Source organism: Paraburkholderia sp. Cy-641 (assembly GCF_011752945.1).
Taxonomy (GTDB): Bacteria; Pseudomonadota; Gammaproteobacteria; order Burkholderiales; family Burkholderiaceae; genus Paraburkholderia.
In genome coordinates, this window is the sequence record NZ_VWWM01000030.1 from 20,349 (window position 1) to 42,864 (window position 22,516).

17 protein-coding genes are annotated in these 22,516 nt (G+C 64.9%); 6 read left to right on the forward strand and 11 right to left on the reverse strand.

The genetic code is table 11. From position 1 onward, the window contains the following. The first annotated feature begins 126 nt into the window (after window positions 1-126). Window positions 127-807 (forward strand): DJ-1/PfpI family protein, encoded by a 681-nt coding sequence (locus F3J20_RS17900; protein ID WP_167039041.1) that lies wholly within the window; start codon window positions 127-129, stop codon window positions 805-807. A gap of 112 nt (window positions 808-919) precedes the next feature. Here F3J20_RS17900 and F3J20_RS17905 read toward each other — a convergent pair whose 3' ends face one another. The 3 genes from F3J20_RS17905 to F3J20_RS17915 all read right to left on the reverse strand — a co-directional run bounded on the left by F3J20_RS17905 (window position 920) and on the right by F3J20_RS17915 (window position 7,479). Then, window positions 920-1,612 (reverse strand): phosphatase PAP2 family protein, encoded by a 693-nt coding sequence (locus tag F3J20_RS17905; RefSeq protein WP_167039327.1) that lies wholly within the window; start codon window positions 1,610-1,612, stop codon window positions 920-922. A 303-nt stretch (window positions 1,613-1,915) separates the two neighbouring features. Next, complete coding sequence (locus F3J20_RS17910; RefSeq protein ID WP_167284082.1) at window positions 1,916-5,698, reverse strand: DUF748 domain-containing protein; 3,783 nt, start codon at window positions 5,696-5,698, stop codon at window positions 1,916-1,918. A 359-nt stretch (window positions 5,699-6,057) separates the two neighbouring features. Then, window positions 6,058-7,479 (reverse strand): DUF1254 domain-containing protein, encoded by a 1,422-nt coding sequence (locus F3J20_RS17915; RefSeq protein WP_167284083.1) that lies wholly within the window; start codon window positions 7,477-7,479, stop codon window positions 6,058-6,060. 328 nt (window positions 7,480-7,807) lie between these two features. On the opposite strand from F3J20_RS17915, the gene F3J20_RS17920 reads away from it, so the two are divergent. Then, the gene (locus F3J20_RS17920; RefSeq protein ID WP_167284084.1) at window positions 7,808-8,512 is read left to right on the forward strand and encodes an FMN-binding negative transcriptional regulator; all 705 of its coding nucleotides are present in this window, start codon (window positions 7,808-7,810) and stop codon (window positions 8,510-8,512) included. A gap of 175 nt (window positions 8,513-8,687) precedes the next feature. Then, complete coding sequence (locus tag F3J20_RS17925) at window positions 8,688-11,465, forward strand: heavy metal translocating P-type ATPase (protein ID WP_167284085.1); 2,778 nt, start codon at window positions 8,688-8,690, stop codon at window positions 11,463-11,465. Window positions 11,466-11,622: 157 nt separating this feature from the next. On the opposite strand, the gene F3J20_RS17930 is transcribed toward F3J20_RS17925, so the two are convergent. The 6 genes from F3J20_RS17930 to F3J20_RS17955 all read right to left on the reverse strand — a co-directional run bounded on the left by F3J20_RS17930 (window position 11,623) and on the right by F3J20_RS17955 (window position 17,042). After that, entirely contained in the window at window positions 11,623-12,234 is a 612-nt protein-coding gene (locus tag F3J20_RS17930) for a flavin reductase family protein (RefSeq protein WP_167039031.1), read from the reverse strand. A 65-nt stretch (window positions 12,235-12,299) separates the two neighbouring features. Further along, on the reverse strand, window positions 12,300-13,175 hold the full coding sequence (locus tag F3J20_RS17935; RefSeq protein WP_240162832.1) for a 3-hydroxyacyl-CoA dehydrogenase family protein: 876 nt from the start codon (window positions 13,173-13,175) through the stop codon (window positions 12,300-12,302). 200 nt (window positions 13,176-13,375) lie between these two features. Further along, on the reverse strand, window positions 13,376-13,681 hold the full coding sequence (locus F3J20_RS17940) for a hypothetical protein (RefSeq protein ID WP_167039027.1): 306 nt from the start codon (window positions 13,679-13,681) through the stop codon (window positions 13,376-13,378). A 449-nt stretch (window positions 13,682-14,130) separates the two neighbouring features. Then, window positions 14,131-14,289 (reverse strand): hypothetical protein, encoded by a 159-nt coding sequence (locus F3J20_RS17945; protein ID WP_167284087.1) that lies wholly within the window; start codon window positions 14,287-14,289, stop codon window positions 14,131-14,133. A 372-nt stretch (window positions 14,290-14,661) separates the two neighbouring features. Beyond that, on the reverse strand, window positions 14,662-16,149 hold the full coding sequence (locus tag F3J20_RS17950; protein ID WP_167284088.1) for a hypothetical protein: 1,488 nt from the start codon (window positions 16,147-16,149) through the stop codon (window positions 14,662-14,664). A gap of 206 nt (window positions 16,150-16,355) precedes the next feature. Further along, on the reverse strand, window positions 16,356-17,042 hold the full coding sequence (locus F3J20_RS17955) for an MgtC/SapB family protein (RefSeq protein ID WP_167284089.1): 687 nt from the start codon (window positions 17,040-17,042) through the stop codon (window positions 16,356-16,358). Window positions 17,043-17,333: 291 nt separating this feature from the next. On the opposite strand from F3J20_RS17955, the gene F3J20_RS17960 reads away from it, so the two are divergent. Both F3J20_RS17960 and F3J20_RS17965 read left to right on the forward strand, forming a co-directional pair. After that, complete coding sequence (locus F3J20_RS17960; protein WP_167284090.1) at window positions 17,334-18,473, forward strand: AGE family epimerase/isomerase; 1,140 nt, start codon at window positions 17,334-17,336, stop codon at window positions 18,471-18,473. A 314-nt stretch (window positions 18,474-18,787) separates the two neighbouring features. After that, window positions 18,788-18,991, forward strand: a complete 204-nt coding sequence (locus F3J20_RS17965) for a cold-shock protein (protein ID WP_167039016.1) — start codon at window positions 18,788-18,790, stop codon at window positions 18,989-18,991. Between the two features lie 158 nt (window positions 18,992-19,149). Here F3J20_RS17965 and F3J20_RS17970 read toward each other — a convergent pair whose 3' ends face one another. After that, complete coding sequence (locus tag F3J20_RS17970; protein WP_167284091.1) at window positions 19,150-20,772, reverse strand: methyl-accepting chemotaxis protein; 1,623 nt, start codon at window positions 20,770-20,772, stop codon at window positions 19,150-19,152. A gap of 268 nt (window positions 20,773-21,040) precedes the next feature. Between F3J20_RS17970 and F3J20_RS17975 the strand changes: the two genes are divergently transcribed. After that, window positions 21,041-21,475 (forward strand): PaaI family thioesterase, encoded by a 435-nt coding sequence (locus F3J20_RS17975; protein WP_167039012.1) that lies wholly within the window; start codon window positions 21,041-21,043, stop codon window positions 21,473-21,475. A 150-nt stretch (window positions 21,476-21,625) separates the two neighbouring features. Here F3J20_RS17975 and F3J20_RS17980 read toward each other — a convergent pair whose 3' ends face one another. Next, window positions 21,626-22,474: an ureidoglycolate lyase gene (locus tag F3J20_RS17980; RefSeq protein WP_167284092.1), complete on the reverse strand. Its 849-nt coding sequence runs from the start codon at window positions 22,472-22,474 to the stop codon at window positions 21,626-21,628. Between the last annotated feature and the right edge of the window lie 42 nt (window positions 22,475-22,516).

Consider the following 22,516-nt stretch of genomic DNA (forward strand, 5'->3'; position numbering starts at 1 on the left):
AAAACAGAGCGTGGCAGAAACTGAGGGGTAAATGGCAATCTTGCCAAAGGCTACCTGCATAGAATCGATTCGTCCACCTCGAAACACCCATCGAAAAATCGTTTCTACATTTGACAAGGTATCCTCATGACACTCCAGATCGGATTTCTGGTATTTCCGCAAATACAGCAACTCGACCTGACCGGTCCCCACGACGTACTCGCATCGCTGCCCGGCGCAACGACCCGATTGATCTGGAAAACCCGCGAACCCGTGGCATCCAGCAGCGGACTGCTCCTGACGCCCACCGCCACGTATCAGGACTGCCCGCCACTCGACGTGATCTGCATTCCCGGTGGAAGCGGCGTGACGGATCTGCTACAGGACGCTCAGACGATCGAGTTCGTTCGCAAGCAGGCCGCCGGCGCCCGTTATGTCACGTCCGTCTGTACCGGCGCGCTATTGCTTGGCGCTGCGGGCTTGCTTCGCGGACGGCGCGCCACGACTCACTGGGCCTTCCACTCGCTGCTCGAACCGCTCGGCGCCATTCCGACGCGCGAACGGGTTGTCCGTGACGGCAACCTCATTACGGGCGGCGGCGTGACCGCGGGCATCGATTTCGGGCTGACGGTGGCGGCGGAATTGGCGGGGGCCGAGGAAGCGCAGACGATTCAGCTCGGACTCGAATATGCTCCGGCGCCGCCGTTCGAGGCGGGAGACCCGGACGTCGCACCGCAAGCGATCGTGGAACTCGTCAGGCAACGGTCCGAACAGGGATTTGCGTCGAGGCAGCGAATCGTCATGGCAATCGCCGCGAGTCAAACCTGAGCGGCCGCGTCGACGAATGCATGCGGAAGGTGTGCGCCCGAGGAGAGCGAAGACAAACCCATTAAACCGGCCCATAACGGGCCGGCACCTCTCCTCGCGCCCGCCTTGTACTTCACAGATGCTTGAACACACCGCTCGCCAGCTTGCGCAGTTCGTCGAACTGCGTGACGAGTTCGAGGCACAGAATAAAAGCCAGCATCGCCGAGGGTCCAGGATAGCGTTCGATCCATCGCAGCACCGGAGTCGCGTAGCGCACGCGAATCGCATCTCGCGTCATGACCAGGGTAATCACGACGCCGATGGCCGCGCCCACCAGCAGATCGGTTGGGTAGTGAAAGCCGAGATAGGCGCGCGGCAGGCAAATGAACACCGCGGTATAGAGAATCGCCAGCACACCGATGCCCCGCCACACGAGGAAGATGCCGGTGGCGACCGCCATCCAGAGCATCGCGTGATCGCTCGGAAAGGAGCTCCAGCTTGTCAGCAGTGCGTCCCTGGTCGCGCCGCTCGTAAAGTGCAGATGCAGTTCGTCGCTATAGACGGGACGCACTCTGAACGGCAGCCAGTGCGTCAGCAATCTTCCGACGAAGAGCGCCACGATGCCGCTCAGAAACGTCGCGAGCGCCATTTCCCGCCGCCATTCGCGCCGCCCGTCCTGCTGAAACCACATCCACCACAGCACGGGAACGAGTACGAGGCCCTTGAAGGTGTACAGGTCGGCGATGGCTTGTATGGATTGGGTCGCGAAATGGCCGAAATGTACGTTGGACAGATATGTTTCGATGGACGAATCGAAGTTGTTCATCATCTTGTAAGAAACTTGGGCTAGTCGCATCAATAGTTAGCATAGTCTATTGGATGTGCGGCATTTTCTAGTACTTACTTTCACTGACAACTTTTACGGCGCAATCCGGCAGCCGGCGTTCAGCGGCCGCTTACTACGCGAGCGTTCTGTGTGGGTGGCGGATACGCCGGGAACACGATGGGATCGTGGCGAGCGCGAACGGCTCGCGATGGGGTGAAGGGATAGTGAAAGCGCCGTCACGCCGCGTGATCTGTACGCGGCATGACGGACATGCGCCACGCAAGCGGCACGCGCGCGCCGCTCTCACTTCAGGCCAAAGTCCACGCGCGTGGTCGCGCCTTTGTCCTTGATACCGTCGGCGTTGAGCTTCGGCGCGACGATGAACAGACGGCTGCTGTCGATCTTGCCATCCAGATACTGCTGCACGCTTTGCGCGCGCTGCTGCGCAAGCTGACGCAGGCTCGCGTCGTCGATCGGCGCATTGGCGGCAAGCGCACCCTTCATGTCGCCCTCGGGCAGCGTCTTCGTCATGCCGATGAAATTGCGCGGCTTCTTGAAATCGCCCGACTTGTACGCCTTCGCCAGATATTTGTCGTAATCCTGCTGATCGACGGTGACCGTCGACAGATCGACGCTCTCGCCGTTGCCCACCACGTCCTTGATCTTCTGCTGCTTGACGAGCCGGTCGACGTACTGCGTGCGCAGCGCCGGTTCGTCGACCTTCGGATCGACGCGGCCGATCAGGTCCATGCGGATCGACGGCTTGTCCGAGAGCGCCTTCACGATCGTGTCGAGCTTCTGCTTGTCGGCGTCGGTGAGCGTGGCCGAGCCCGCGTCGAACTCGACGTAGCCGAGCTCCTCGCCGTTGCCGCCGAACGCGTTGGCGATCAGCGAGAACGGCGCGGTCACCGCTTTCTCCAGCAGATTGAGCACCGCATGCCAGATCAGGCCGCCGATGCTGAACTCGGGGTTCGACAGCGAGCCCGACACCGGCAGGTTCACGTCGATCTCACCGCGCGAATTTTTCAGCAGCGAGATCGCGAAACGCACCGGCAGCTTGGTGGCCGTGTCGTTGTCGACGTGATCGCCGAACGTGAGCTGATCGATGAACAGGTGGTTGTTCGCGCTCAGTTGATCGTTGTCGAGCTTGTAGTGCAGATCGACGTTGAGCTTGCCCTTCGTGATCGGATAGCCGGCATATTTCGCCGAATACGGCGTGAGGTTGGTCAGCTCGATGTCGTGCGCGGTCGCGGTCAGATCGAGCGCCGGCTTGTCGATCAGCGGATTGACGCTGCCGCGGATCGTCAGCGGGCCGTTGGCCGCGAGCTTCGCGGCGACGTCGACCGGCGCGGGGGTCGTCGATTGCGTGCCGAACGCGCCGACCGTGCCCTGAATGTCGACGAGGTTCGCCGTGTAGTTCGGCCGGATGAAGTTGTCGGTGTAGGTGACGCGGCCCTGCTGCAGCACCAGTTGCCCGAAGTGTAGCTTGACCGGATTTTGCGGCGGCGTGGCGGCCGTGACGGTCGCGGGCGTCGCCGAGGCCGCCGAGGCCACGACCGGCGCAGACGCGGCTACCGCTTCCGACGCCGCCCCCGGCGTCAGTTCCACGTGATCGGCGCCGCTCTTGTCGCGCGTGAGCGACTGCGCCTGACCGCTTTCATGCGCGACCACGTCGTTCAGGTTGAGCTTGCCTTGCGCATCGAGCAGCACGCGCCCGTAGAACTTCGAGAACGTGACGCGGCCCGCGTCGACCGTGGTGCCGTGTTCGTCGTAATCGGCCTTCAGGTTTGACAGCGCAAGCGAGCCCCAGCCCGCGAACGGGTCCGAGGTGGCCTTGTCGAGCATGCGCACGTCGACGAGCGCGACGTCGCCGCGATAGTTCGCTTTCAGCGCCTTCGCATTGGTAACGGCGAGTTCGCCGTTTGCGTTGAGCAGCGCGCTCGCGATCACCGCGTTGAGCTTGCTGCCAAAGTACGGCTCGAACGCCGCCGCGTCGAGCCGGTTCGCGTTCACCTTGACGGCGAGCTTCAGCGGCGTCGCGGTAACGTCGCCCTTCACGCCGAGCGTGCCCTTCCTGTTCAGCGTGGCTTGCAGGTCGACCGGCAGCGGGTGGCTCAGGTCGTCGCTGATCTGCTGCACCTTCAGTTGCAGCGGCGCGATGCTGAGCTTGACCGGCTGCGGCGTGGTGTTGTCGGTGAAATTGGCGGTCGCGTCCTTCAGCGTCAATTCGCCGATCTTGTAGTGCCACGCTGGACCTTCTTCGGCCTGCGGCTTCTTCTCCGCGTGCACCGCGGTGCGCGGCTGCGCCGCTGCATGCGGACTGGCGAGCGATGCGAGGTTGATACTGCCGTCTTTCAGGCGCTGCGCGTCGATCGCGAGGCCGGTCGCGTCGACGCTCGTCACGTCGGCCGTGCGCGCCGCCACATCCACCTGCTTGACGGCTACGTTGCCCTGCGCAAGCGAGATCAGCGGCGCCTTGCCGTCGCGCGCCGCGAGCTTGAACGACTGCATGTCCACCTGCGTATCGGCGACCGTCAGCGCCATCGGCGACTTCGACCAGTTCGCGTCGATATTCGTCGTCACCGAAAGCGCGCCGTCGAGCACCTGCGCCGAGGTTGCGGAGTCCAGATACGGCTGTATCGGCGGCAGCTTCAGCGACTTCAGATCGAGCTTCGCGCTGGCCGTTTTCGCCGCGAGGCCGAGCGTGCCCTCGCCGGCGAGCGTGCCGCCATCCTTGAAGACGGTGTTCAGCGTGTAGTGAGCAGGCGCCGATGCGAGCGTCGAAAAATCGTTCAGCGTGACCGCGAGATTCTGCAAACCGGCATCGACCGGGCGCGGCACCGCTTCGTCGTGAACGTTGACCGTGCCGTCGTTGAGCGCGAAGTGCTTGATCGACAGATCGAGCGGTGGCGCGGCTTTTTCAGCGGCCGCGGTTTGGGTGTCGGCTGCGGCCTTGGCGCCCGAAGCCGGGGACGCCGCGCTGGCCGCCGCCGTGGCCGTCTCGTTCTGTTCGGGCGCCGGCGCGAACATGCGCTCGACGCTGAGCACGCCGTCCTTGTCGCGCGCGAGGTTCGCGTTCGGCGCATCGATGCGAATCTCGTCGAAGTGATAGACGCTCTTCAGCGGTTCGAGCGACGCAGCCGCCACGTGTACGGCATGCGCCGCGAAAAACGGCGCCTTGCCCTGATCCCGCACGTCGACGTCGTTCAGATCGACGGTGCCCGCGACGCGCAGCGAAGGCGTCTCGTTCGACATCGCGAAGTTGAGCTTGAGATCGGTCGAGAGCTTGCCCGACTGCACGATCACCGGCAATTTGCTCGGCGCATAGGAGATCAATTTCGGCACGTCGAGATCGTCGAAGCGCAGCGACACTTCCGATTCGCGCGACTCTGCAAACGGCTTGGTCTTGCCGTCGATTGCGAGCTGGCTGTCGCCGTCGATGCGCGCGCGCAGCAGCGGCTCGACGAAGATGTTGGTTTTCGAGGGCAGCGTCGCGATGAACGGAATGCCGAGCTTCCATTGATCGATCACGTGCTTCGTGCCGAGCAGCCGGTCGTCGAACGTGATCTGGCCGTTTTCGACGCGAATATTGGAAACGGAGAACAGCGTCGGCTTGCTGTCGGGTTTCGCGGGTTGGCTCGCGAATTTCTCGATCAGATCGCTGAAATTGAAGCGCTGCGCATCGTAGCGCACGATATGAAAACGCGGTGAATCGACCTGGACTTCATCGACGATCGGTGCAGCGCGAAACAGCGAACTCCACGACGGCTTCACGATGAGCCGCGAAATATCGACGAATTCGCCCGCGCCGCCGCGCTCGCCGATATGCACGTTATCGGCTTCGAAGCGCAGCGTGTACGGATTGAGCGCAATGCGGCCGATCGTGGCGGGCCGGTCGAGCTGCTTGCTCAACTGCTGGCTCGCGATGTGGCGAATCAGCGGCGGTGCCGCGAAAAAGCCCAGCAGGCCGAATACGACGAGAAAGATCAGCAGACCTATGAGAACACGACGCGTACGACGCGACTGCGCGACTTTGCGCACGGTCTGCATGGAGGAGGCTAACGATGCTTTATTGAGGCTTGCCATGCTCGCTCTGGATGAATGCGGCGGCAAGCCCGCCGCGAAAAACAGAAATCCCGCAAGCGGCAGTATAAGTCGTGAATCAGTTGTAAGACAGTATTGTCAGAGACGGTTTGAAGATTCGCGCCGCCGATCGATGACTGTCCGGGGCCGTCTGTCCGTTGTGCAGTGCGCTGCGGACAGACGGCGGGAGACATCGATCGATGTCTCCCGGCGCGCCGCTGTCATGTTGATGACGCGCTTCATCGAGGCTTTTTGGGTTGGCCGCTTTCTGATTTTTATCGATGCTGCATTGAAATGCGTTAATGCCATGGCTGCCGTTGCTGCCTATCGAAGAGGTCCTGCATGCGTCGTTGCCGCAGCCCTCATCGCCGCACGACCGGCGGTGGCTGCCAGCTGCCGTCGGTAGCCTGCGGCTTCGGCGCATAGAGACGCAACACGAGCTGCATATCGGCGCGCGGCGCCGGCAGCCAGTTGCCGGTCCTGCTGCGCGTCGACGACACGACCACGTCGAGCGAACCATCGCGATTGCGGCGCGCACCGTTGCGATCGCCCACCGCAAGCCGTGCCGGCGCGCCGTCGCTCAACGCGCCATCCTTCGTGTAGGCGGTGATCGACCAGAAGCCGCGCACCGGCGGCAACTGGTTCGCCGCGAAGTGCAGCACGTAGCGATTCGCGCCGTTCAGCGAGTTGCCGTCGCTGTCCTGCGTGACGACCGCACGTACTTCGTCGTCCCGGGTACCGATGCCCGGCTGCGTGCTCGCCGCGTATGCGCGCAACGCATAGTCGGGGCCGTAGTTGCCGACGCCATCGCCGAACCAGTTCCAGCCGTTCGCGCTGAGCAGATTGGACGGCGCTGCGGCAACCCGATCGCGGCCATCGGCAAGACCGGCCGCAACCGCGTCCGACGCTTTCGGCAACTGCACCGGATCACCCGGCGTCACGCCGAGGTCCGCGAGAAACTTCAGCGCGTGCGGATCGGCCGGCGTGGGCGGATTGTCCGGCAGCGCATCCGCGAGACGGCTGAAAAAACCGTTCGCGTCGAGCGCGGCTACCTGCTGCGCCGGCGTGCCGTTGGCGCCCGAGGCGCCGCCGTTGCCGCGCGACAGCGCGACCGGCGCCACGCGCTCGTCGTCGCCATAGACACTCAGCGGCGCGAGACGGATCGCGTGTTGCAGCTTGCGCACCGCCTTCAGATCGCGCGTGCCGTTCGACTGGATGCGCACGCTCACCCATGCATTGCGGGTCGGCACCTCGATGCGCTTCGCGCCCTTCGGCAGTTCGCCCTGCCAACCCGGCGTGACGAATGCGAGCGTCTGCGCGTGGATGCCTTTCGCGCCGGCCGTGCCCGCGACGAACTGCGGTCCCGTGGACCACACGACATTGGTCCACATGTCGAGCACGCGCGCGTCCATGTAGCGGCCATGCGAATCGGGCAACGAGAGGATCACCGGCTCGTCGGCGACATCGAGCCAGCCGGTCGAATCGAGCGTATCGAGGCTCGGCTGCGGCGGATTGGCCGCGCCGACCGGCGGCAGTGCCTGGGCATGCCGCAACGTGTTGAACGGCGCTTCGCCCGGATCGGTGCCGACCGCCGCGTCGCGCGCGGCGCTCATCAGCACGAGCGGATAACCGAATACGTAGGAATCGGCGACTTCATCCTTGATCCAGCCGGTGCTCGGATGCGTCACGGATGGGGCCGACGCGCAGCCGGCCAGAAATGCGAGGCCGGCGAGCGATGCGCAGGTCCGTTGAGGCGAAAACAGTGCTTGGCGATTTTTTATCATTCTTTCAGAGTGCGGAACGTGCAGTCCTATGGGAGATGCCGGTGTGCAGCGCAAGGAACATGCGCGGTCCCCCGAAGGCCTGCGCAGCCAGTCCGCGGATTGCGACCCCGACAACATCGCGTTGTATCGTATCCTTGCTAACCAGGCAAGCAGAAAGCAGGGAATTGCGCTTGCTGCCGCGTACAGTTCATATAAACGGCACAAATGGCATTTTTGCGGTCGCCACGTTGGCGACCCGCCGCCTGCACACGCCATAGTTTTCGATTCGGTTTCGCCTTCAATTTCGATTCGCCGACACGCCTTCGCCGTTCGCATCCGGAGCGCTTCAATGTATATGCCCGCCCATTTCGAAGAGAACCGCCCAGAGGTTCTTCATCGCCTGATTGCCGAGCAGCCGTTCGGCGCGCTGATCACGAACGGCCCGCACGGGCTCGATGCGAATCATCTGCCGTTCGAGGCACAACTGATTCCCGGCGACGGCGGCAACAATAGCGGCCACCGCAGCGACAGCGGCAACGCGGCCGGCGCGCAGCATGCATCGCGCTGCATACTGCGCGCTCATGTCGCACGCGCGAACCCGGTGTGGCAGGAAGCGGCCACCCATCCCGACGCGCTCGTGATCTTCCAGGGACCGGCCGCCTACATTTCGCCGACGTGGTATCCGAGCAAGCACGAAACGCACAGGCAGGTGCCGACCTACAACTACATGATCGTGCATGCACATGGCAGGATTGTGGTGCATGACGATGAAGCATTCGTGCGCGGCCTCGTCGCGCGGCTCACGCGCAAGATGGAAGCTGGCGAGCCGGTGCCGTGGAAAATGGGCGACGCGCCCGCCGACTTCATCGCGCAGATGCTCGGCGCGATTGTCGGCATCGAGATCGAGGTGACGCGGCTCGTCGGCAAATGGAAGCTCGGGCAAAACAAGGCGGCCGAAGACCGGCGCGGCGCGGCGCAAACGCTGCTCGCGCGCGACGGCGAGCAGCAGAAGGCAGTCGGACAGGCCATGCTGGATGCACCGCCGCCGTTTTGAGCGGACGCGTTCGGTACGACTTTCCGTCATGCTTCGCGCTTCCGCGTGCAAGCCATGTCGCGTTGCCGGCAAGCGCGGCGCGGCCGCCGCATAATCCGTGCTTGACCTTCCTGGCATGGGAAGGTCGATACTGGATTCACGATGCGGCCCGATGCCGCCACGAACCTTGCCTGCCATGACCGCACTTGCCAACGAGCAGCGCCCCGCTGCCGCCTCTTCCTCTTCTTGCGCCACGCGCGTCGTCGAATTCGATGTCGGCGGCATGACGTGTGCGTCGTGCTCGGCGCGCGTCGAAAAAGTACTGGCGAAAATGCCGGGTGTCGTGCGCGCATCGGTCAATCTCGCGACGGAGCGTGCTCGCGTGGAAAGCACTGTCGCAATCGAACCCGAGCAGCTTGCCGCCGCCGTGCGCAAAGCCGGCTATGACGTCACGCTCGATGTGGATGCCGATATCGCAACCACGCCAGCCGAAGCAACCACAGCAGCAGCTGCAACAGCAACTGCGACGCCGCCAGTCACCGAACTGTCGATCGGCGGAATGACCTGCGCGTCATGCGCGATGCGTGTCGAAAAGGCACTGGCGAAAGTGCCCGGCGTCGAGCGGGCGACGGTCAATCTCGCGACCGAAACCGCGACCGTTCATTCAGCGGGCGCGTCATCGGCCGATACCGAGGCGCTCATCGCCGCCGTGAAAAAAGCCGGCTACGAAGCGACACCGATCGTAGCCACAGCAATTCCCGCTCCCGGGCCCATCGCGTCGCTCACAACCGGCGCGCAAACAGCGGCACACGACACCGCCGCCCACAAGCAAACCGAAGCCCGCCGCGAACTCGCCACCGTACTCGCCGCGGCCATCCTGACGCTGCCGCTCGTCGCGCCGATGTTCGGCGAATGGTTCGGCATCCACGCGATGCTGCCGCCGTGGCTGCAATTCGTGCTCGCGTCGATCGTGCAGTTCGCGTTCGGCGCGCGCTTCTATCGCGCGGCCTATCGCGCCGTGCGCGCCCGTGCGGGCAACATGGATCTGCTCGTCGCGCTCGGCACTTCGGCGGCATACGGCATCAGCGTCTACGAACTCGCGATGCATCGCGGCGACACGATGCATCTCTACTTCGAGGCGTCGGCGGTCGTGATTACGCTCGTACGCTTCGGCAAATGGCTCGAGGCGCGCGCGAAGCGTCAGACCACCGACGCGATCCGCGCGCTCAACGCGCTGCGCCCCGAGCGCGCGCGCATCCGCGTCAATGGCGACGAGCGCGACGTGCCGCTCGCGCAGGTACGCGTCGGCGCAGTCGTGATCGTGCGGCCGGGCGAGCGCATGCCGGTCGACGGCACGGTGCTCGAAGGCCGCACGCATATCGACGAATCGCTGATTACGGGCGAGAGCCTGCCGGTGCCGAAACAGACCGGCGACGCGGTCACGGCCGGCTCGATCAACGGCGAAGGCGCGCTCGTGGTGACGACCACCGCGATCGGTGCGGAGACGACGCTCGCGCGCATCATCCGCCTCGTCGAAAGCGCGCAGGCCGAGAAGGCGCCGATCCAGCGGCTCGTCGACCGCGTCAGCGAAATCTTCGTGCCGGCGATTCTCGCGATCGCCGCGTTGACGCTGATCGGCTGGCTGATCGCCGGGGCGGGCGGCGAAACCGCGCTGCTCAACGCGGTCGCCGTGCTCGTGATCGCCTGCCCGTGCGCGCTCGGACTCGCGACGCCTGCCGCGATCATGGCCGGCACCGGCGTCGCCGCGCGTCACGGCGTGCTGATCAAGGACGCGGAAGCGCTCGAAATCGCGCATCGCGTCACGGTCGTCGCGTTCGACAAAACCGGCACGCTGACGCTCGGCCAGCCGTCGATGACGGCGTTCGAGCCAGTCGACGGCATGCGCCGCGACGAAGCGCTCGCGCTCGCCGCGGCGGTGCAGCGGCATAGCGATCATCCGTTGGCGCGGGCGGTCGTCGCGGCGTATGAGGCGGAAAGAGCACAGGCGGCTATCGGCAGCGCCGGCGCCGAGCCGACTGATTCGCTGGTCGCTGCGGCAAGTGCTGAGTCGAACGCTGCTGCGGCGAATTTGGCCGCGAATTCATCCACTGGTTCTTCGGCAAGCTCGCACGCCGATCATGTCGCCAGCACGATCGACAAACCCGCCACGACGGCAGCGTTTCACGCCACCGCAGCGCGCGCCATCGCGGGCCGCGGCGTCGAAGCCGACCTCGACGGCCACACGTTCGCGCTCGGCAGCACGCGCTGGCTCGACGAACTCGGCATCGCGCCGCCGCCCGCGCTCGGCGCGCGCGCCCGCGAGCTCGAAGCCGCCGGCAACACGGTCTCGTGGCTGATGGCACGCGCGCCGCAAGCGCCGCGAGCGCTCGCGCTGATCGCGTTCGGCGACACCGTCAAACCGTCGGCGCGCGCGGCCGTCGAGCGGCTCGAACGCATGGGCATCCGCAGCGTGCTCGTCACCGGCGACAATCGCGGCAGCGCGGCGAGCGTCGCGCAGGCGCTCGGCATCGGCGAATTCCACGCCGAAGTCCTGCCCGACGACAAGGCCCGTGTGATCCGCGACCTGAAGATGCGCGACGCCGGCATCGTGGCGATGGCGGGCGACGGCATCAACGACGCGCCCGCGCTCGCCGCCGCCGACATCGGCATGGCGATGGCGACCGGCACCGACGTCGCGATGCACGCGGCCGGCGTCACGCTGATGCGCGGCGACCCGGCGCTCGTCGCCGATGCGATCGACATCTCGCGCAAGACCTGGCGCAAGATCCAGCAGAACCTGTTCTGGGCGTTCGTCTACAACCTGATCGGCATTCCGCTCGCCGCGCTCGGTCTGCTGAACCCGATGCTCGCGGGCGCGGCGATGGCGTTTTCGAGTGTGAGCGTCGTCACCAATGCGCTGTTGCTGCGCACGTGGCGCGGAGCGGCGAACCATCGGAGCGGGCGGGTGCGCTGAGCATCGCACCCGCCCGGGCATGCCGTTCGCCGGATGTGTGCCGCTCGGCCCGCGCTCAGCCCAATATGCCGGCGGCGAACAGGGCAACAACGTTTCAGGCGTCAACGCCGTCACGAAAGCGCGGTTGCCGCCGCACGCATGGCACAAAGCGAACCGCCTACGCGGTCGGCCGGAACATCTGGAACATCGCGCCGATCTCGGCGTAGTCCGCGCGATAACCGGCACGCATGATCGGCTGCGCGGCATGCGTGTCGAACAGGCCGTCCTTCAGATACTGCTCGTCGATATGCACGCCGACCACCTGGCCGAGCGCCAGGTAGTTCCCCACCGGTTTGCCGTCGAGGTCGTGCAGCTCCATGATCTGCAGCAGCTTGCATTCGAGCGCGGCCGGCGACTCGCCGACGTGCGGCACCGCGACGTTGCGGCCCGGCGCGGGCGTGAGCCCGGCCAGCTGAAACTCGTCGACGTGCGACGCAACCGGCGCCGACGAACGGTTCATCTGCTCGGCGAGCGGCCGCGTGGCGAGATTCCACACGAATTCGCCGGTGGCTTCGATATTGGCCATGCTGTCCTTGCGGCCTTCGCTGCAAAAACCGATGATCGCCGGCGGTGCGGCGAACAGGCCGAAGAAGCTGTATGGCGCGAGGTTGAGCGTGCCTTCGCTATCGCGCGACGAAATCCAGCCGATCAGCCGTGGCGCGACGATGGCCTTGATCGGATCGTGAGGCAAACCGTGGCCGGCGGCGGGATCGTAAAAGTAATGAGACATGACGTAGCGTTGGGTTGGTGTGTGACAAGTTGCCTGAAAAAAACTTACTTAGCGTGAATATTGCACTAGCCGCGGCCGATCACGCGCTTACGCCCTTCCCTGACGCGCGCAAGCCGCGCTTCGTCCCACTCGTGAAAGCCCGCGCCGCTGCGCACGCCGACCCGCCCCGCATCGACCTGCGCGCGCAGCAGATCGATCACGTCCTCGTCCTTCGCGAGTTGCGGCATCAGATGCGAGGCAATGTCGACGAAAGTGTCGAGCCCGCCCATGTCCGCGCTCTCGAACGGACCGACGATCCCCCAGCGGCGTCCGAGCGACGCCTTCATCACGCGGTCGACCACCTCGGGCGTCGCCGCCCCCGACCGGACGATGTTCAGCGCCTCGCGCAGCACCGCGAACTGCAGCCGGTTGCCGACGAAACCCGGAATCGCCTTCGCGAGCACGACCGGCTCCATGCCGATCGCGCTCATCAGTTCGGCGGTCCGCTGCGTGACTTCGGGCGCGGTCGCGCTGCCGGGCACGACCTCGACGAGCGGAATCATGTGCGGCGGGTTCCAGAAATGCGCGATCACGAAGCGTTCCTTCGCGCGCAGCGGCGTGGCGAGCCGATCGGGCGGGAAGCCGCTCGTGTTGCTCGCGAGAATCGCGTCCGCGGCAAGCAGATCGGTCAGCGTCGCATAAAGGCGATGCTTCAGTTCGAGCACCTCGGGAATCGCCTCGATCACGAATTGCGCCGACGCCATCGCATCGAGTTGCGCGTGCGTTTCGATGCGCGCGAGCGCCGCCTGTTTGTCCGCATGGACGATGCGGCCCGCATCGATCAATTCGTCGAGCACCGCTTCCGCTTTCGGCGCGACGCTCGCGAGACGCGCCGGGTCGACGTCGTGCACGATTGTCCGGTATCCATGCAATGCGCTCTGCGTCGCGATGCCGACGCCCATCAGGCCCGTGCCCACCACGCCTATCGTTGCGTTCTGCGTTGCGTTGTCCACATGCGCTCCTGCTGCCGTCGATGAAAGCTCCGAAGCATAGCGCAGCATGCGCAAAACGCACGCCCAGATGCGCCGAAGCCGGCCTTCCCGCGAGGGAAAGGCCGGCTTCGTGGACTCACGCCGCGAGAGGCGGCGCCGTCATGCCTGCATTAATAGTGGCGCGGGGGCGGCGGACGATGATCGTCGCGGTGATGCGGATCGTAGTCGTGCGGATGATGGCGCATCCAGTCGTCGTGCGCCCAGTAGCGATGGCCGTCCCAATAGCGGTCGCCATGCCAGCCGATGTTGATCGACACGCCCACCGGCACCATGTGCGGCTGGCCGTAGACGACCGGCGCCGGGCCGTTCTGGATGTACATGTGATCCTGGGCGAATGCGCTGCCGGCTGCGAGCAGTGCGCCACCGGCGAGCAGCGTTGCGATAACCGAGCGCGATGCCTTGCTGAAAGTTTTCATGATGACCTCCCGTCAAAGTTTTATTCAAGCCAGCGTCCGTGCTGTTCGGCTTGCCCGTTCGGGATCGATTGGGTTCGAACCAGACGCCGTACGCTTGAGAGGCACTTTAGCGGCCCGCGGCGCATGAAGACGTGAGCACTTGTAAGCGCGCATTTCTTAGATAGGGACGGATGACTCAGGGCGATTTTCGCTTTCGAGCCCCGTTCACCAAGGCTTACAGCCCGATTCCTCGACGCGGCCCGGCGAATCGGTGTGAGCGGCCGTTACATTCATTTCGCCGGAGAAATATTTCGTAAGGACGAGAGCGCCCGCAACGTCGCCCGCACGGCATGGCGGCTCAAAAACAAAAAGCCACGATTCGCTGATGCGAACAGTGGCTTCATTGAGATGCGCACCCGAAGTGCGCGCCCCGGCACGTTATGTTTGCGCCTGAGACGGTGAGGCAGCTTTTAGTCGGTCAGCTTGATGCCGAACAGCGTAGCTTGCGTGCGGCGCACACGGTCCGCTTCGCGGCTGCGCGCTTCGTACGAGTAGTCCGCATCCAGCGGCAGATGGGGCGACGCAAAGAGGTCGCTGACCTTTTGGAACAGTGCAAAGATGAAGCTCATGGCGACTCCCGGTTAGTGACTGCGTTTCTAGGGTTTTCCCTTATGCGCAACTATAGGGTTTTCCCCAATAAAAAGCTAGTGCAACGCAGCATTTTTTCGGTGTGGCGCGATGTCACGGCCTGTTTCGGTCATGATGCGTTGCATCAGGACAACGTCCCCGATTTAACGTTTGGGCGGTTTGGGGCGTGTTTGCGGTTAAACAGGTGACCGCTGGAAGGTTGCGGGCGCGCGGCGGGCAAGGGAACGAGTCGCCGCCTGGACAAGCGGCGCCGCGGTGTGAGTTTCGGGTGAGCACTTCGCCTCGGGCACGGGCGATGGGGCCATCATGAAGCGCCGGCGCGCCCGCCTTGCACGGCGCGGCGGCGAGAATCATCAGTGCGTCGGGGCGGGTGCCTTCGCCCGGTGGCCGTGCGGCGGGCGGACGCTGTGCCGGCCATGAGCCGTCTGCGTCGCGGCGACCTGCTGGGGTGCAACCGGTGCCGTGGCCGCTGGCGCTGGCGCTGACGGGGCGGTGGCCGCGGCCACCGCCGTATGCGCGTCGAGCAGGCTGACCATCGCCGCCTGCTGGTTCTGCATCATCTGCTCGATGCGCTGCTGCTGCGCCGTGGTTTCGCGCGTCAGGCGCATCAGCAGCAGCGTTTGCGCAACGCCGATCGCAACCGTCACGAGCAGCGCGCCGACCACGATCGACAGCATCCATTTCATACGGCGCGAATGATCGGTCGCGGCGCGGCGCTGATCGGCGATCACGCCGTAAAGCGCATCGACGGTATCGGCAAAGGCGGTCGCCCGCGCGCGATCGAGTTCCGGCTCGGCGCGATGTGCGTCGCGCCACGGTGTGGCGAAGGCGGCGGGAGTGTCGAGCGACGCGGGTGCGGGTGCGGGTGCGGGTGCGGGTGCGGGTGCGGGTGCGGGTGCGGGTGCGGGTGCGGGTGCGGGTGCGGGTGCGGGTGCGGGTGCGGGTGCGACAGTAGACGCGGCAGCCGAAGGCTTGTTCGGCTGCACATCGCGCTGATCCGTGAAAACGGTGGAATCGACCGCAGCAACGGATGCGTCACGCGCTTGAGCCGAAACGTCCACAGCGGATTGACTTGTGGTGTTCGCGCCCGCGTGACTGTCAGGTGCCTCGCGCGAAGCCACCGCGGCCTTCGTGGACGTCGCGGCAAAACGCTGCGACGGCTTGCCGCCGCCCACGGCCGGCGCGGTGCCCGAACCCGCCGCGGCTCCTGCTTCCGTCGCCTGACGCAGCGCGGTCACGCTGCGCGCGACGGTAGCCGCCATCGTCGAGGCAAGCGGCGCGGACTGTTCGCGCGCGGCTGCGGCGGCTGAGTCGCCGGCAGTCGCATCGGCTTCCGGCGCCGCTTCGCCTGAAGCACCCGAGGCCTTCGACTCCTCCGCAGCCCCCGCCGCATCCACCCCACCGCCCGCTACCTCACCCGCCGGCACAACCGCCACTCCCGGCTGCGGCTCGATATCGAACCCGCTCAACTGCGCATTGACCGGCTCCGCCACATCGGCCTTCGCCGCACGCGGCGCGCGGCGCGCCGCCTTGTCGGGCGATGCGTTGTCGTCGAGCGCACCGACGGCCTGCAACACCACGTCGGGCAGCTCGAAGCCATGCAGCGTGCCCTGGCGAATGTCGATATTCATCGCTTCGAGCCGCGCGCGGGTCGGATCGTCGGGGAACAGGTCGAGCGTGCTGTCGTCTCGCGCGGCGCCGCTCAGTTGCGCGAGGCGTTGTGCCGAGCGCGCCGCGCGCGCCAGCTTGTTTTCGGTTTCGGTGGAGACGGCGCCCTGCCGCTGCTTCTTCGAAGCAGCGCGCCTGGGCTTGGACTGCGGGGATGCTACTGAATCTGCCATAGAGAAAAAAGCGGTCGTCGCCGGGAACGGGGCGCCGGATACCGCTCGTCATTGCCATTGGAATTTTTAGACCCCGCATTGTCGCACGGCGCTCCGCCCGTGCCGAAGCCATTCGCCGACGATTTGCGCCGCTTCCGCCCATCCCCCATCTCACGACGCCTCACGGAAAATCACGCCGAATCACAACGCCGTATTACAACACCGCGTCACGACGTCGCGTCATCCTGGCGAAACTGCCTCACACCGTGCAGTTGCCGCAAGCGTGCGCAGATCGAGTCGTATTCCACATTCGACACGCGGTGCAGCGTAATCATCACCTCGTCGCACTCGGGCGCGTCATCGCTCTGCTGCATCACGAACTGCTTGACGCGCGGGCTGGCGGCGCCGAGTTCGTCGTGCAGCGAGTGAAACGTGAGCGCGCCGCGCTCGACGATCATCGTCAGTTGGCGGCGCTGCTTGGCCGTGATGAAGCGCCGCTCGAGCGGCTTGATACCGGCGAGGATGATCAGAATGATGATCGTCGCGGCAATCGACGCCGTGTACAGCCCGCCGCCGACCGCAAGCCCGATCGCCGCGACCGACCACAGGCTCGCCGCGGTGGTCAGCCCGCGCACGATCTCGCCGCGCAGCAGAATCGAGCCCGCGCCGAGAAAACCGATGCCCGACACGACCTGGGCGGCCATCCGCGACGGATCGAGCACGACGTGTTCACCCTGCAGCACTTCGGCGAAGCCATACGCGGACACGATCATGATGAGCGCCGAGCCGACGCAGACCAGCATATGCGTGCGCAGTCCCGCTGCCCACGAAAGCCGCTCGCGCTCGAAGCCGATCACGCTGCCGAGCGCCGCGGCCAACACGAGACGGGAGACCAGTTCGAGATTGCCGAGCATGGTTGTTCCTCCTTATCTGAAATGAGCGCGGGGCCGCTCGCTTCGCTCATGCTTCATCGCGCGGCTTCATGCCCCTTTCGCGGTCCACCTCGCACGCGAACTCCGCATCGCGCATGCGTCGTGCATGTCACAGACTCATGCCGACGTCCGTGCCAGCGCGAGACGTTTGCTTTATGCTAAGCCGCACATTGGCGCGCCCGAGTCCGCTGCCTTGAATCGCTGTCCTGAATCACTGCCTTGCATCGCCGCCCTCAACGCCACGCCGAAACGCCGCACCCGCCCCATCCGCCTATGCCGAGCCCGACCCCGCCCTTCGCCACGACCACCACCGCCACGACAGCGACCGCGCTGCGCGGGCACTTCGCGAACGTAGTGCTGCCGATGTGGCGCGGCTCCGGCTTCAACACCACCCTGAAGCTGCCGTACGAAGCGCTCGACGCCGGCGATCATCGGCCGCTGCCCGCGCAGCGCTATCGGGCAATGGCCTGCGCGCGACAGTTGTTCACGTTTGCGCAGGCGGGCGACATGGAGCATGCGCGCGTGCTGTTCGATTCGCTGAAGCACACCTTTCAGGACACCGACCACGGCGGATGGTTCTACAGCGTCGATGCGCTCGGTGTGCCGCTCGACACCACCAAGGACCTCTACACGCACGCGTTCGTCATCTTCGCGTGCGCCGAATACGGCCGGCGCTCCGGCAATCGCGACGCGCTCGCGCTCGTACACGGCACGACCGCGCTGATCCAGTCGAACTTCGCGGCCGACGACGGTCTGTTCAACGCCGCGCTCAGTGTCGACTTCTCGAAAGTCACCGGCACGCCGCTGCAAAATCCGCTGATGCACCTGACCGAAGCGTGGCTCGCCGCCTGCGAGGCTACCCACGACAACGCCTTCGGCGCCGCGTTGCGCCGCCTGGCCGGCGCGGTCGCGCGGCATTTCGTGCATGCGCCGAGCGGCTGCATCGCCGAATTGCCGATCGGCGCAAGCGACAACCGCCTCGAGCCGGGGCATCAGTTCGAATGGTTCTGGCTGGTCAGGCAGGCGGGCAGCCTCGTCGACGGGACGGGCCTCGCCGAAGCGCTCGCGCGCGCCTTTACCTTTGCGCGGCAGCACGGCGTGGACCCGCACAGCGGCGGCGTATGCGCCTCGCTCGACGAAGCCGGCCATATCAAGGACGCGACCGAGCGGATCTGGGCGCAAACGGAATATCTGCGCGCGCTCGCCTGTCACGACGACCCGGCCGTGCGCGCCGCGTTACCGCAACAGATTGCGCTCTTCGCGCAACGGTTTTTGCATTCGCGCGGCTGGTTCGAATGCAAAACATCGGCGGGCGACGTGGCGCGCGCGGACATGCCGTCGACCACGCCGTATCACCTCGCCACGGCGTACGCGGCACTGCCCGCCGCCGCGGAATCGGCAACGCTGTCTTAGGCGAAATTGAAAGACAATAGACGAAGATAGCCGGCCGAACCAATCATCCGGAGACAAACGTCTTTGGCTGAAAAAACGCGCTGCCGCTCTTCACAGGAAGTGGCCGCAAGCCGGTCTCGCTGGTTTACCCTGACGACAAAACAATGCCTTTCGAAGGCTTTTCGGGCGTCAAAAAATATCAGAACCGGGGAATACCCGGATACGGGTTGATTGGCGTCCGTCATAAAGACGTGATACAACTCTCCCCTCGCGCTTTGCCTCACGTCGAGGGATAACGAACGCGAATGCAACACACAACATTTATTGGATCAAAAATGGCAACAGGTACTGTTAAGTGGTTTAACGATGCAAAGGGCTTTGGCTTCATCACCCCGGACGACGGCGGCGAAGACCTGTTTGCACACTTCTCGGAAATCCAGTCATCGGGCTTCAAGTCCCTGCAGGAAAACCAGAAAGTGACGTTCGAAGTCAAGCAAGGCCCGAAGGGCAAGCAAGCTGCGAACATCCAGTCGGCCTAAGTACTTCCGTACTGTCAGGACGACCTGGATAGCGCGCATAGGTGCCTTTTCCGGCGCCTGCCGCATCTAATGCAAAATGGCTCGCTTTCGCGGGCCATTTTCTTTTTGATGCTTTTTCGATGCGCTTTTCAATACCTGCTTTTCAAAGCGCTACCGCATTAAATCGCATGCATTGCGCTTAATCCGAATTCCGCATTCGCGGCCGGCATCGCGCCCGGCTGTTGCGTGCGCAACACAGTTTCCGAAATTTCGAACACCGAGACGGCCTGCTTCAACTGCTGCGTCTGCTGATGCAGCGAAGCCGCCGCCGCCGCGGCCTCTTCGACGAGCGCCGCGTTCTGCTGGGTCATTTCGTCCATCTGCACGACCGCCTGGTTCACCTGCTCGATGCCGGTGCTCTGTTCGAGCGACGACGCGCTGATCTCCGCCATCATCTGCGTGACGCGCGAGATCGACGCCGACACGTGGCTCATCGCCTCGCCGGCGCGCTCGACGAGCGCCGAGCCGCCCTGAATCTCGGCAACCGACTCGCTGATCAGCGTCTTGATTTCCTTCGCCGACTGCGCGCTGCGCTGCGCGAGTCCGCGCACCTCGCCGGCCACGACCGCGAAGCCGCGGCCCTGCTCGCCCGCGCGCGCGGCTTCCACCGCCGCGTTCAGCGCGAGGATGTTGGTCTGGAAGGCGATGCCGTCGATCACCGAGATGATTTCGGCGATCCGGTCCGAGCTTTGCGCGATGCCGCGCATCTTGTCGACCACCTGGTTGACCACCTCGCTGCCGCGCGAGGTCGCGTCGAGCGCGGTCTCGGCAAGCGCGTTCGCTTCGCGCGCGTGATCCGCGTTCTGGCGCACGGTCGCGGTCAGTTCTTCCATGCTCGACGCGGTTTCCTCGAGCGAAGCGGCCTGGTTTTCGGTGCGCGCCGACAGATCGGCGTTGCCGGTGGCGATTTCATCGGCGCCGATATGGATCGAGTCGGCCGATTCGCGCACGCTCTGCACGGTGCGCGCGACGCTCGCCTGCATCGCCGCGAGGCCCGAGAACAGGCGGCCGATCTCGTTGGTGCCGCGCGCGGCGATCGGCTGGTCGAGACGCCCTTGCGCGATGCGCTCGAAGTGGCGGCCCGCCTCTTCGAGCGGCGCGACGACACCGCGGCGCAGCGCCGCGTAGACCGCCAGCGTGCCGCTCACGAGCACGAGCAGGATCACGACGCTGACGATGCGAAACGCCGCCATGCGCGCATCGATCGAATCGAGCGACGCGCGGCTCGCGGCGTCGCCGAATTGCACGAAGTTGCGCACTTCCGTCAGGTAGGTGTCCTGGAACGACTGCGTCGGCTGATCGAGGAAGGCCTGCAGGTTGTTCGAATCGAGGTCCTGCGCCAATTCGGCGAGCGCGTCGTGCAGCTTCTTGTAGCGTTCGGCGAGTGCGGCGGCGCGCGCGGTGTTTTCGCCGCTGGTTTTCTGCGCGCCCGTGAACGCCGCGAACGACTGCTCGGCGGCGGTAAGCTGCTCGCGCGCATGCTGCACGATGTCGGTCGGCTCGGTGCCGCCGCGCGCCATGCGCGTGCCGGCGCGCGACAGGTTGATGCGCACGTCCATCAGACGCTGCGTCGTCTGGTTGACCGCATTCACCTGTTTCAGCGCGATGTTCGAAAGCTCGCCGACGTCGTCGTGCGAACGCGTCAACGACCAGAAGCCGAGACCCACCGTGACGAGCTGGAATACGCAGAACGCGACCAGAACACTTAAGAGGCCGGATGCGACCTTGATCTTGCTGAACATCGTGGACACCTGAAGGGCAAAGGGTGACGAGGAATACACCAGGGTTTACGGCAAGCTGACGCGCAACTTGAGGCCAAGTTCAGCAAACAGCGCGCTATGTCCACGGTTCATCGGCGATCGTCGAAATTAGAGTCGTTTTGCGCAACAATGCAGCATGTATTTTGCGAAATCGCCTTGACGCGATGCAGCCACGCTTCCTAGAGTGGGTAGGGACCGCGCGGAGTACGCCGCCGCGGATGCCCGCACGGGCCTTCCCCAAGGAACGACGATGACCGACCTTCTCGACCGGGCGCGCGGCGCACTGCACGCCCAGCCGTTCAGCATGCTGCTCGGCGCGGAATTGATGCACGCCGACGGCAACGAACTCACGCTGAGTCTGCCGATTCGCGATGAGCTGAGGCAGCAGCATGGCTTCGTGCACGGCGGCGTCATCAGCTATCTCGCCGATAACGCGCTGACCTTCGCGGGCGCGCTGTCGCTCGGCCCGAAAGTCGTGACCGGCGAATACAAGATCAACTATCTGCGCCCGGCGGTGAACGGCATACTGATCGCGCGCGCGAGCGTGATTTATGCGGGCCGGCATCAGGCGACCTGCCAGTGCAGCGTGTTCGTGATGGACGGGAATCGCGAAAAGCTCGTCGCGGTCGCACAGGGAACGGTGAATCGGATCGGCCAGAATGGGGACGACGTGCCGGCGGGGTAGCCAGCCGTACCGCGCGTGGCGCAAAGCGCCGGCTGAAGTGGAGATGCATACGAAAAAAAGCCGTTCCTTTTACGGGAACGGCTTTTTTTGCTGGCCGCGGCATCCGCGCGCCGAAACTGACGCGCGCGCGGCCTTCGAGCGTCGTGCGGCTTATTCCGCCGCGTAAGTCTTCTGCGTCTGCTCGCCGAGACCCTCGATACCGAGGCGCACCGTCTGCCCCGGCTTCAGGAACACCGGGTTCGGCTTCACGCCCATGCCGACGCCCGGCGGCGTGCCGGTCGAGATCACATCGCCCGGTTGCAGGCTCATGCACTGCGACACGTACGACACCAGTTGCGCGACGCCGAACACCATCGTCTTCGTGCTGCCGTTCTGGTAGCGATGGCCGTCCACTTCGAGCCACATGCTCAGGTTCTGCGGATCGGCGACTTCATCGCGCGTGACGATCCACGGGCCGATCGGGCCGAACGTGTCGAAGCCCTTGCCCTTGTCCCACGTGCCGCCGCGCTCGATCTGCCATTCGCGCTCCGACACGTCGTTGATGATGCAATAGCCGGCCACGTAGTCGAGCGCGTTCGCTTCGTCGACATACTTCGCCGCCTTGCCGATCACGACGCCGAGTTCGACTTCCCAGTCGGTCTTCTTCGAGCCGCGCGGAATTTCGATGTCGTCGTTCGGGCCGCTGATCGCGCTCGTCCACTTGTTGAAGATGACCGGCTCGGTCGGCACCGGCAGATTCGATTCCGCCGCGTGATCCGCGTAATTGAGCCCGATGCAGATGAATTTGCCGATCTTGCCGACGCACGGACCCATGCGCGGATTGCCTTCAACGACCGGCAACGTGGCCGGATCGAGCGCGCGCAGTGTCGCGAGGCTTGCGTCGCTGAGCGCTGTGCCGTCGATATCGGCGACCACCTTCGACAGGTCGCGAATCTTGCCTTGCGCATCGAGCAGGCCCGGCTTTTCCTGGCCTTTCGGCCCATAACGAAGCAGTTTCATCGTTGCACTTCCCTTTACGTTCAGTAGTGTTGCGTCAATCAG

Bases quoted from the DNA above. Each gene is read 5' to 3' on its own strand.
- F3J20_RS17910 (WP_167284082.1), bottom strand. From the start codon at position 5,698: ATGGCAAGCCTCAATAAAGCATCGTTAGCCTCCTCCATGCAGACCGTG.
- F3J20_RS17970 (WP_167284091.1), bottom strand. From the start codon at position 20,772: ATGTTCAGCAAGATCAAGGTCGCATCCGGCCTCTTAAGTGTTCTGGTC.
- F3J20_RS17965 (WP_167039016.1), top strand. From the start codon at position 18,788: ATGGCAACAGGTACTGTTAAGTGGTTTAACGATGCAAAGGGCTTTGGC.
- F3J20_RS17905 (WP_167039327.1), bottom strand. From the start codon at position 1,612: ATGAACAACTTCGATTCGTCCATCGAAACATATCTGTCCAACGTACAT.
- F3J20_RS17920 (WP_167284084.1), top strand. From the start codon at position 7,808: ATGTATATGCCCGCCCATTTCGAAGAGAACCGCCCAGAGGTTCTTCAT.
- F3J20_RS17915 (WP_167284083.1), bottom strand. From the start codon at position 7,479: ATGATAAAAAATCGCCAAGCACTGTTTTCGCCTCAACGGACCTGCGCA.
- F3J20_RS17935 (WP_240162832.1), bottom strand. From the start codon at position 13,175: ATGGGCGTCGGCATCGCGACGCAGAGCGCATTGCATGGATACCGGACA.
- F3J20_RS17955 (WP_167284089.1), bottom strand. From the start codon at position 17,042: ATGCTCGGCAATCTCGAACTGGTCTCCCGTCTCGTGTTGGCCGCGGCG.
- F3J20_RS17940 (WP_167039027.1), bottom strand. From the start codon at position 13,681: ATGAAAACTTTCAGCAAGGCATCGCGCTCGGTTATCGCAACGCTGCTC.
- F3J20_RS17945 (WP_167284087.1), bottom strand. From the start codon at position 14,289: ATGAGCTTCATCTTTGCACTGTTCCAAAAGGTCAGCGACCTCTTTGCG.
- F3J20_RS17925 (WP_167284085.1), top strand. From the start codon at position 8,688: ATGACCGCACTTGCCAACGAGCAGCGCCCCGCTGCCGCCTCTTCCTCT.
- F3J20_RS17930 (WP_167039031.1), bottom strand. From the start codon at position 12,234: ATGTCTCATTACTTTTACGATCCCGCCGCCGGCCACGGTTTGCCTCAC.
- F3J20_RS17960 (WP_167284090.1), top strand. From the start codon at position 17,334: ATGCCGAGCCCGACCCCGCCCTTCGCCACGACCACCACCGCCACGACA.
- F3J20_RS17900 (WP_167039041.1), top strand. From the start codon at position 127: ATGACACTCCAGATCGGATTTCTGGTATTTCCGCAAATACAGCAACTC.
- F3J20_RS17980 (WP_167284092.1), bottom strand. From the start codon at position 22,474: ATGAAACTGCTTCGTTATGGGCCGAAAGGCCAGGAAAAGCCGGGCCTG.
- F3J20_RS17975 (WP_167039012.1), top strand. From the start codon at position 21,041: ATGACCGACCTTCTCGACCGGGCGCGCGGCGCACTGCACGCCCAGCCG.
- F3J20_RS17950 (WP_167284088.1), bottom strand. From the start codon at position 16,149: ATGGCAGATTCAGTAGCATCCCCGCAGTCCAAGCCCAGGCGCGCTGCT.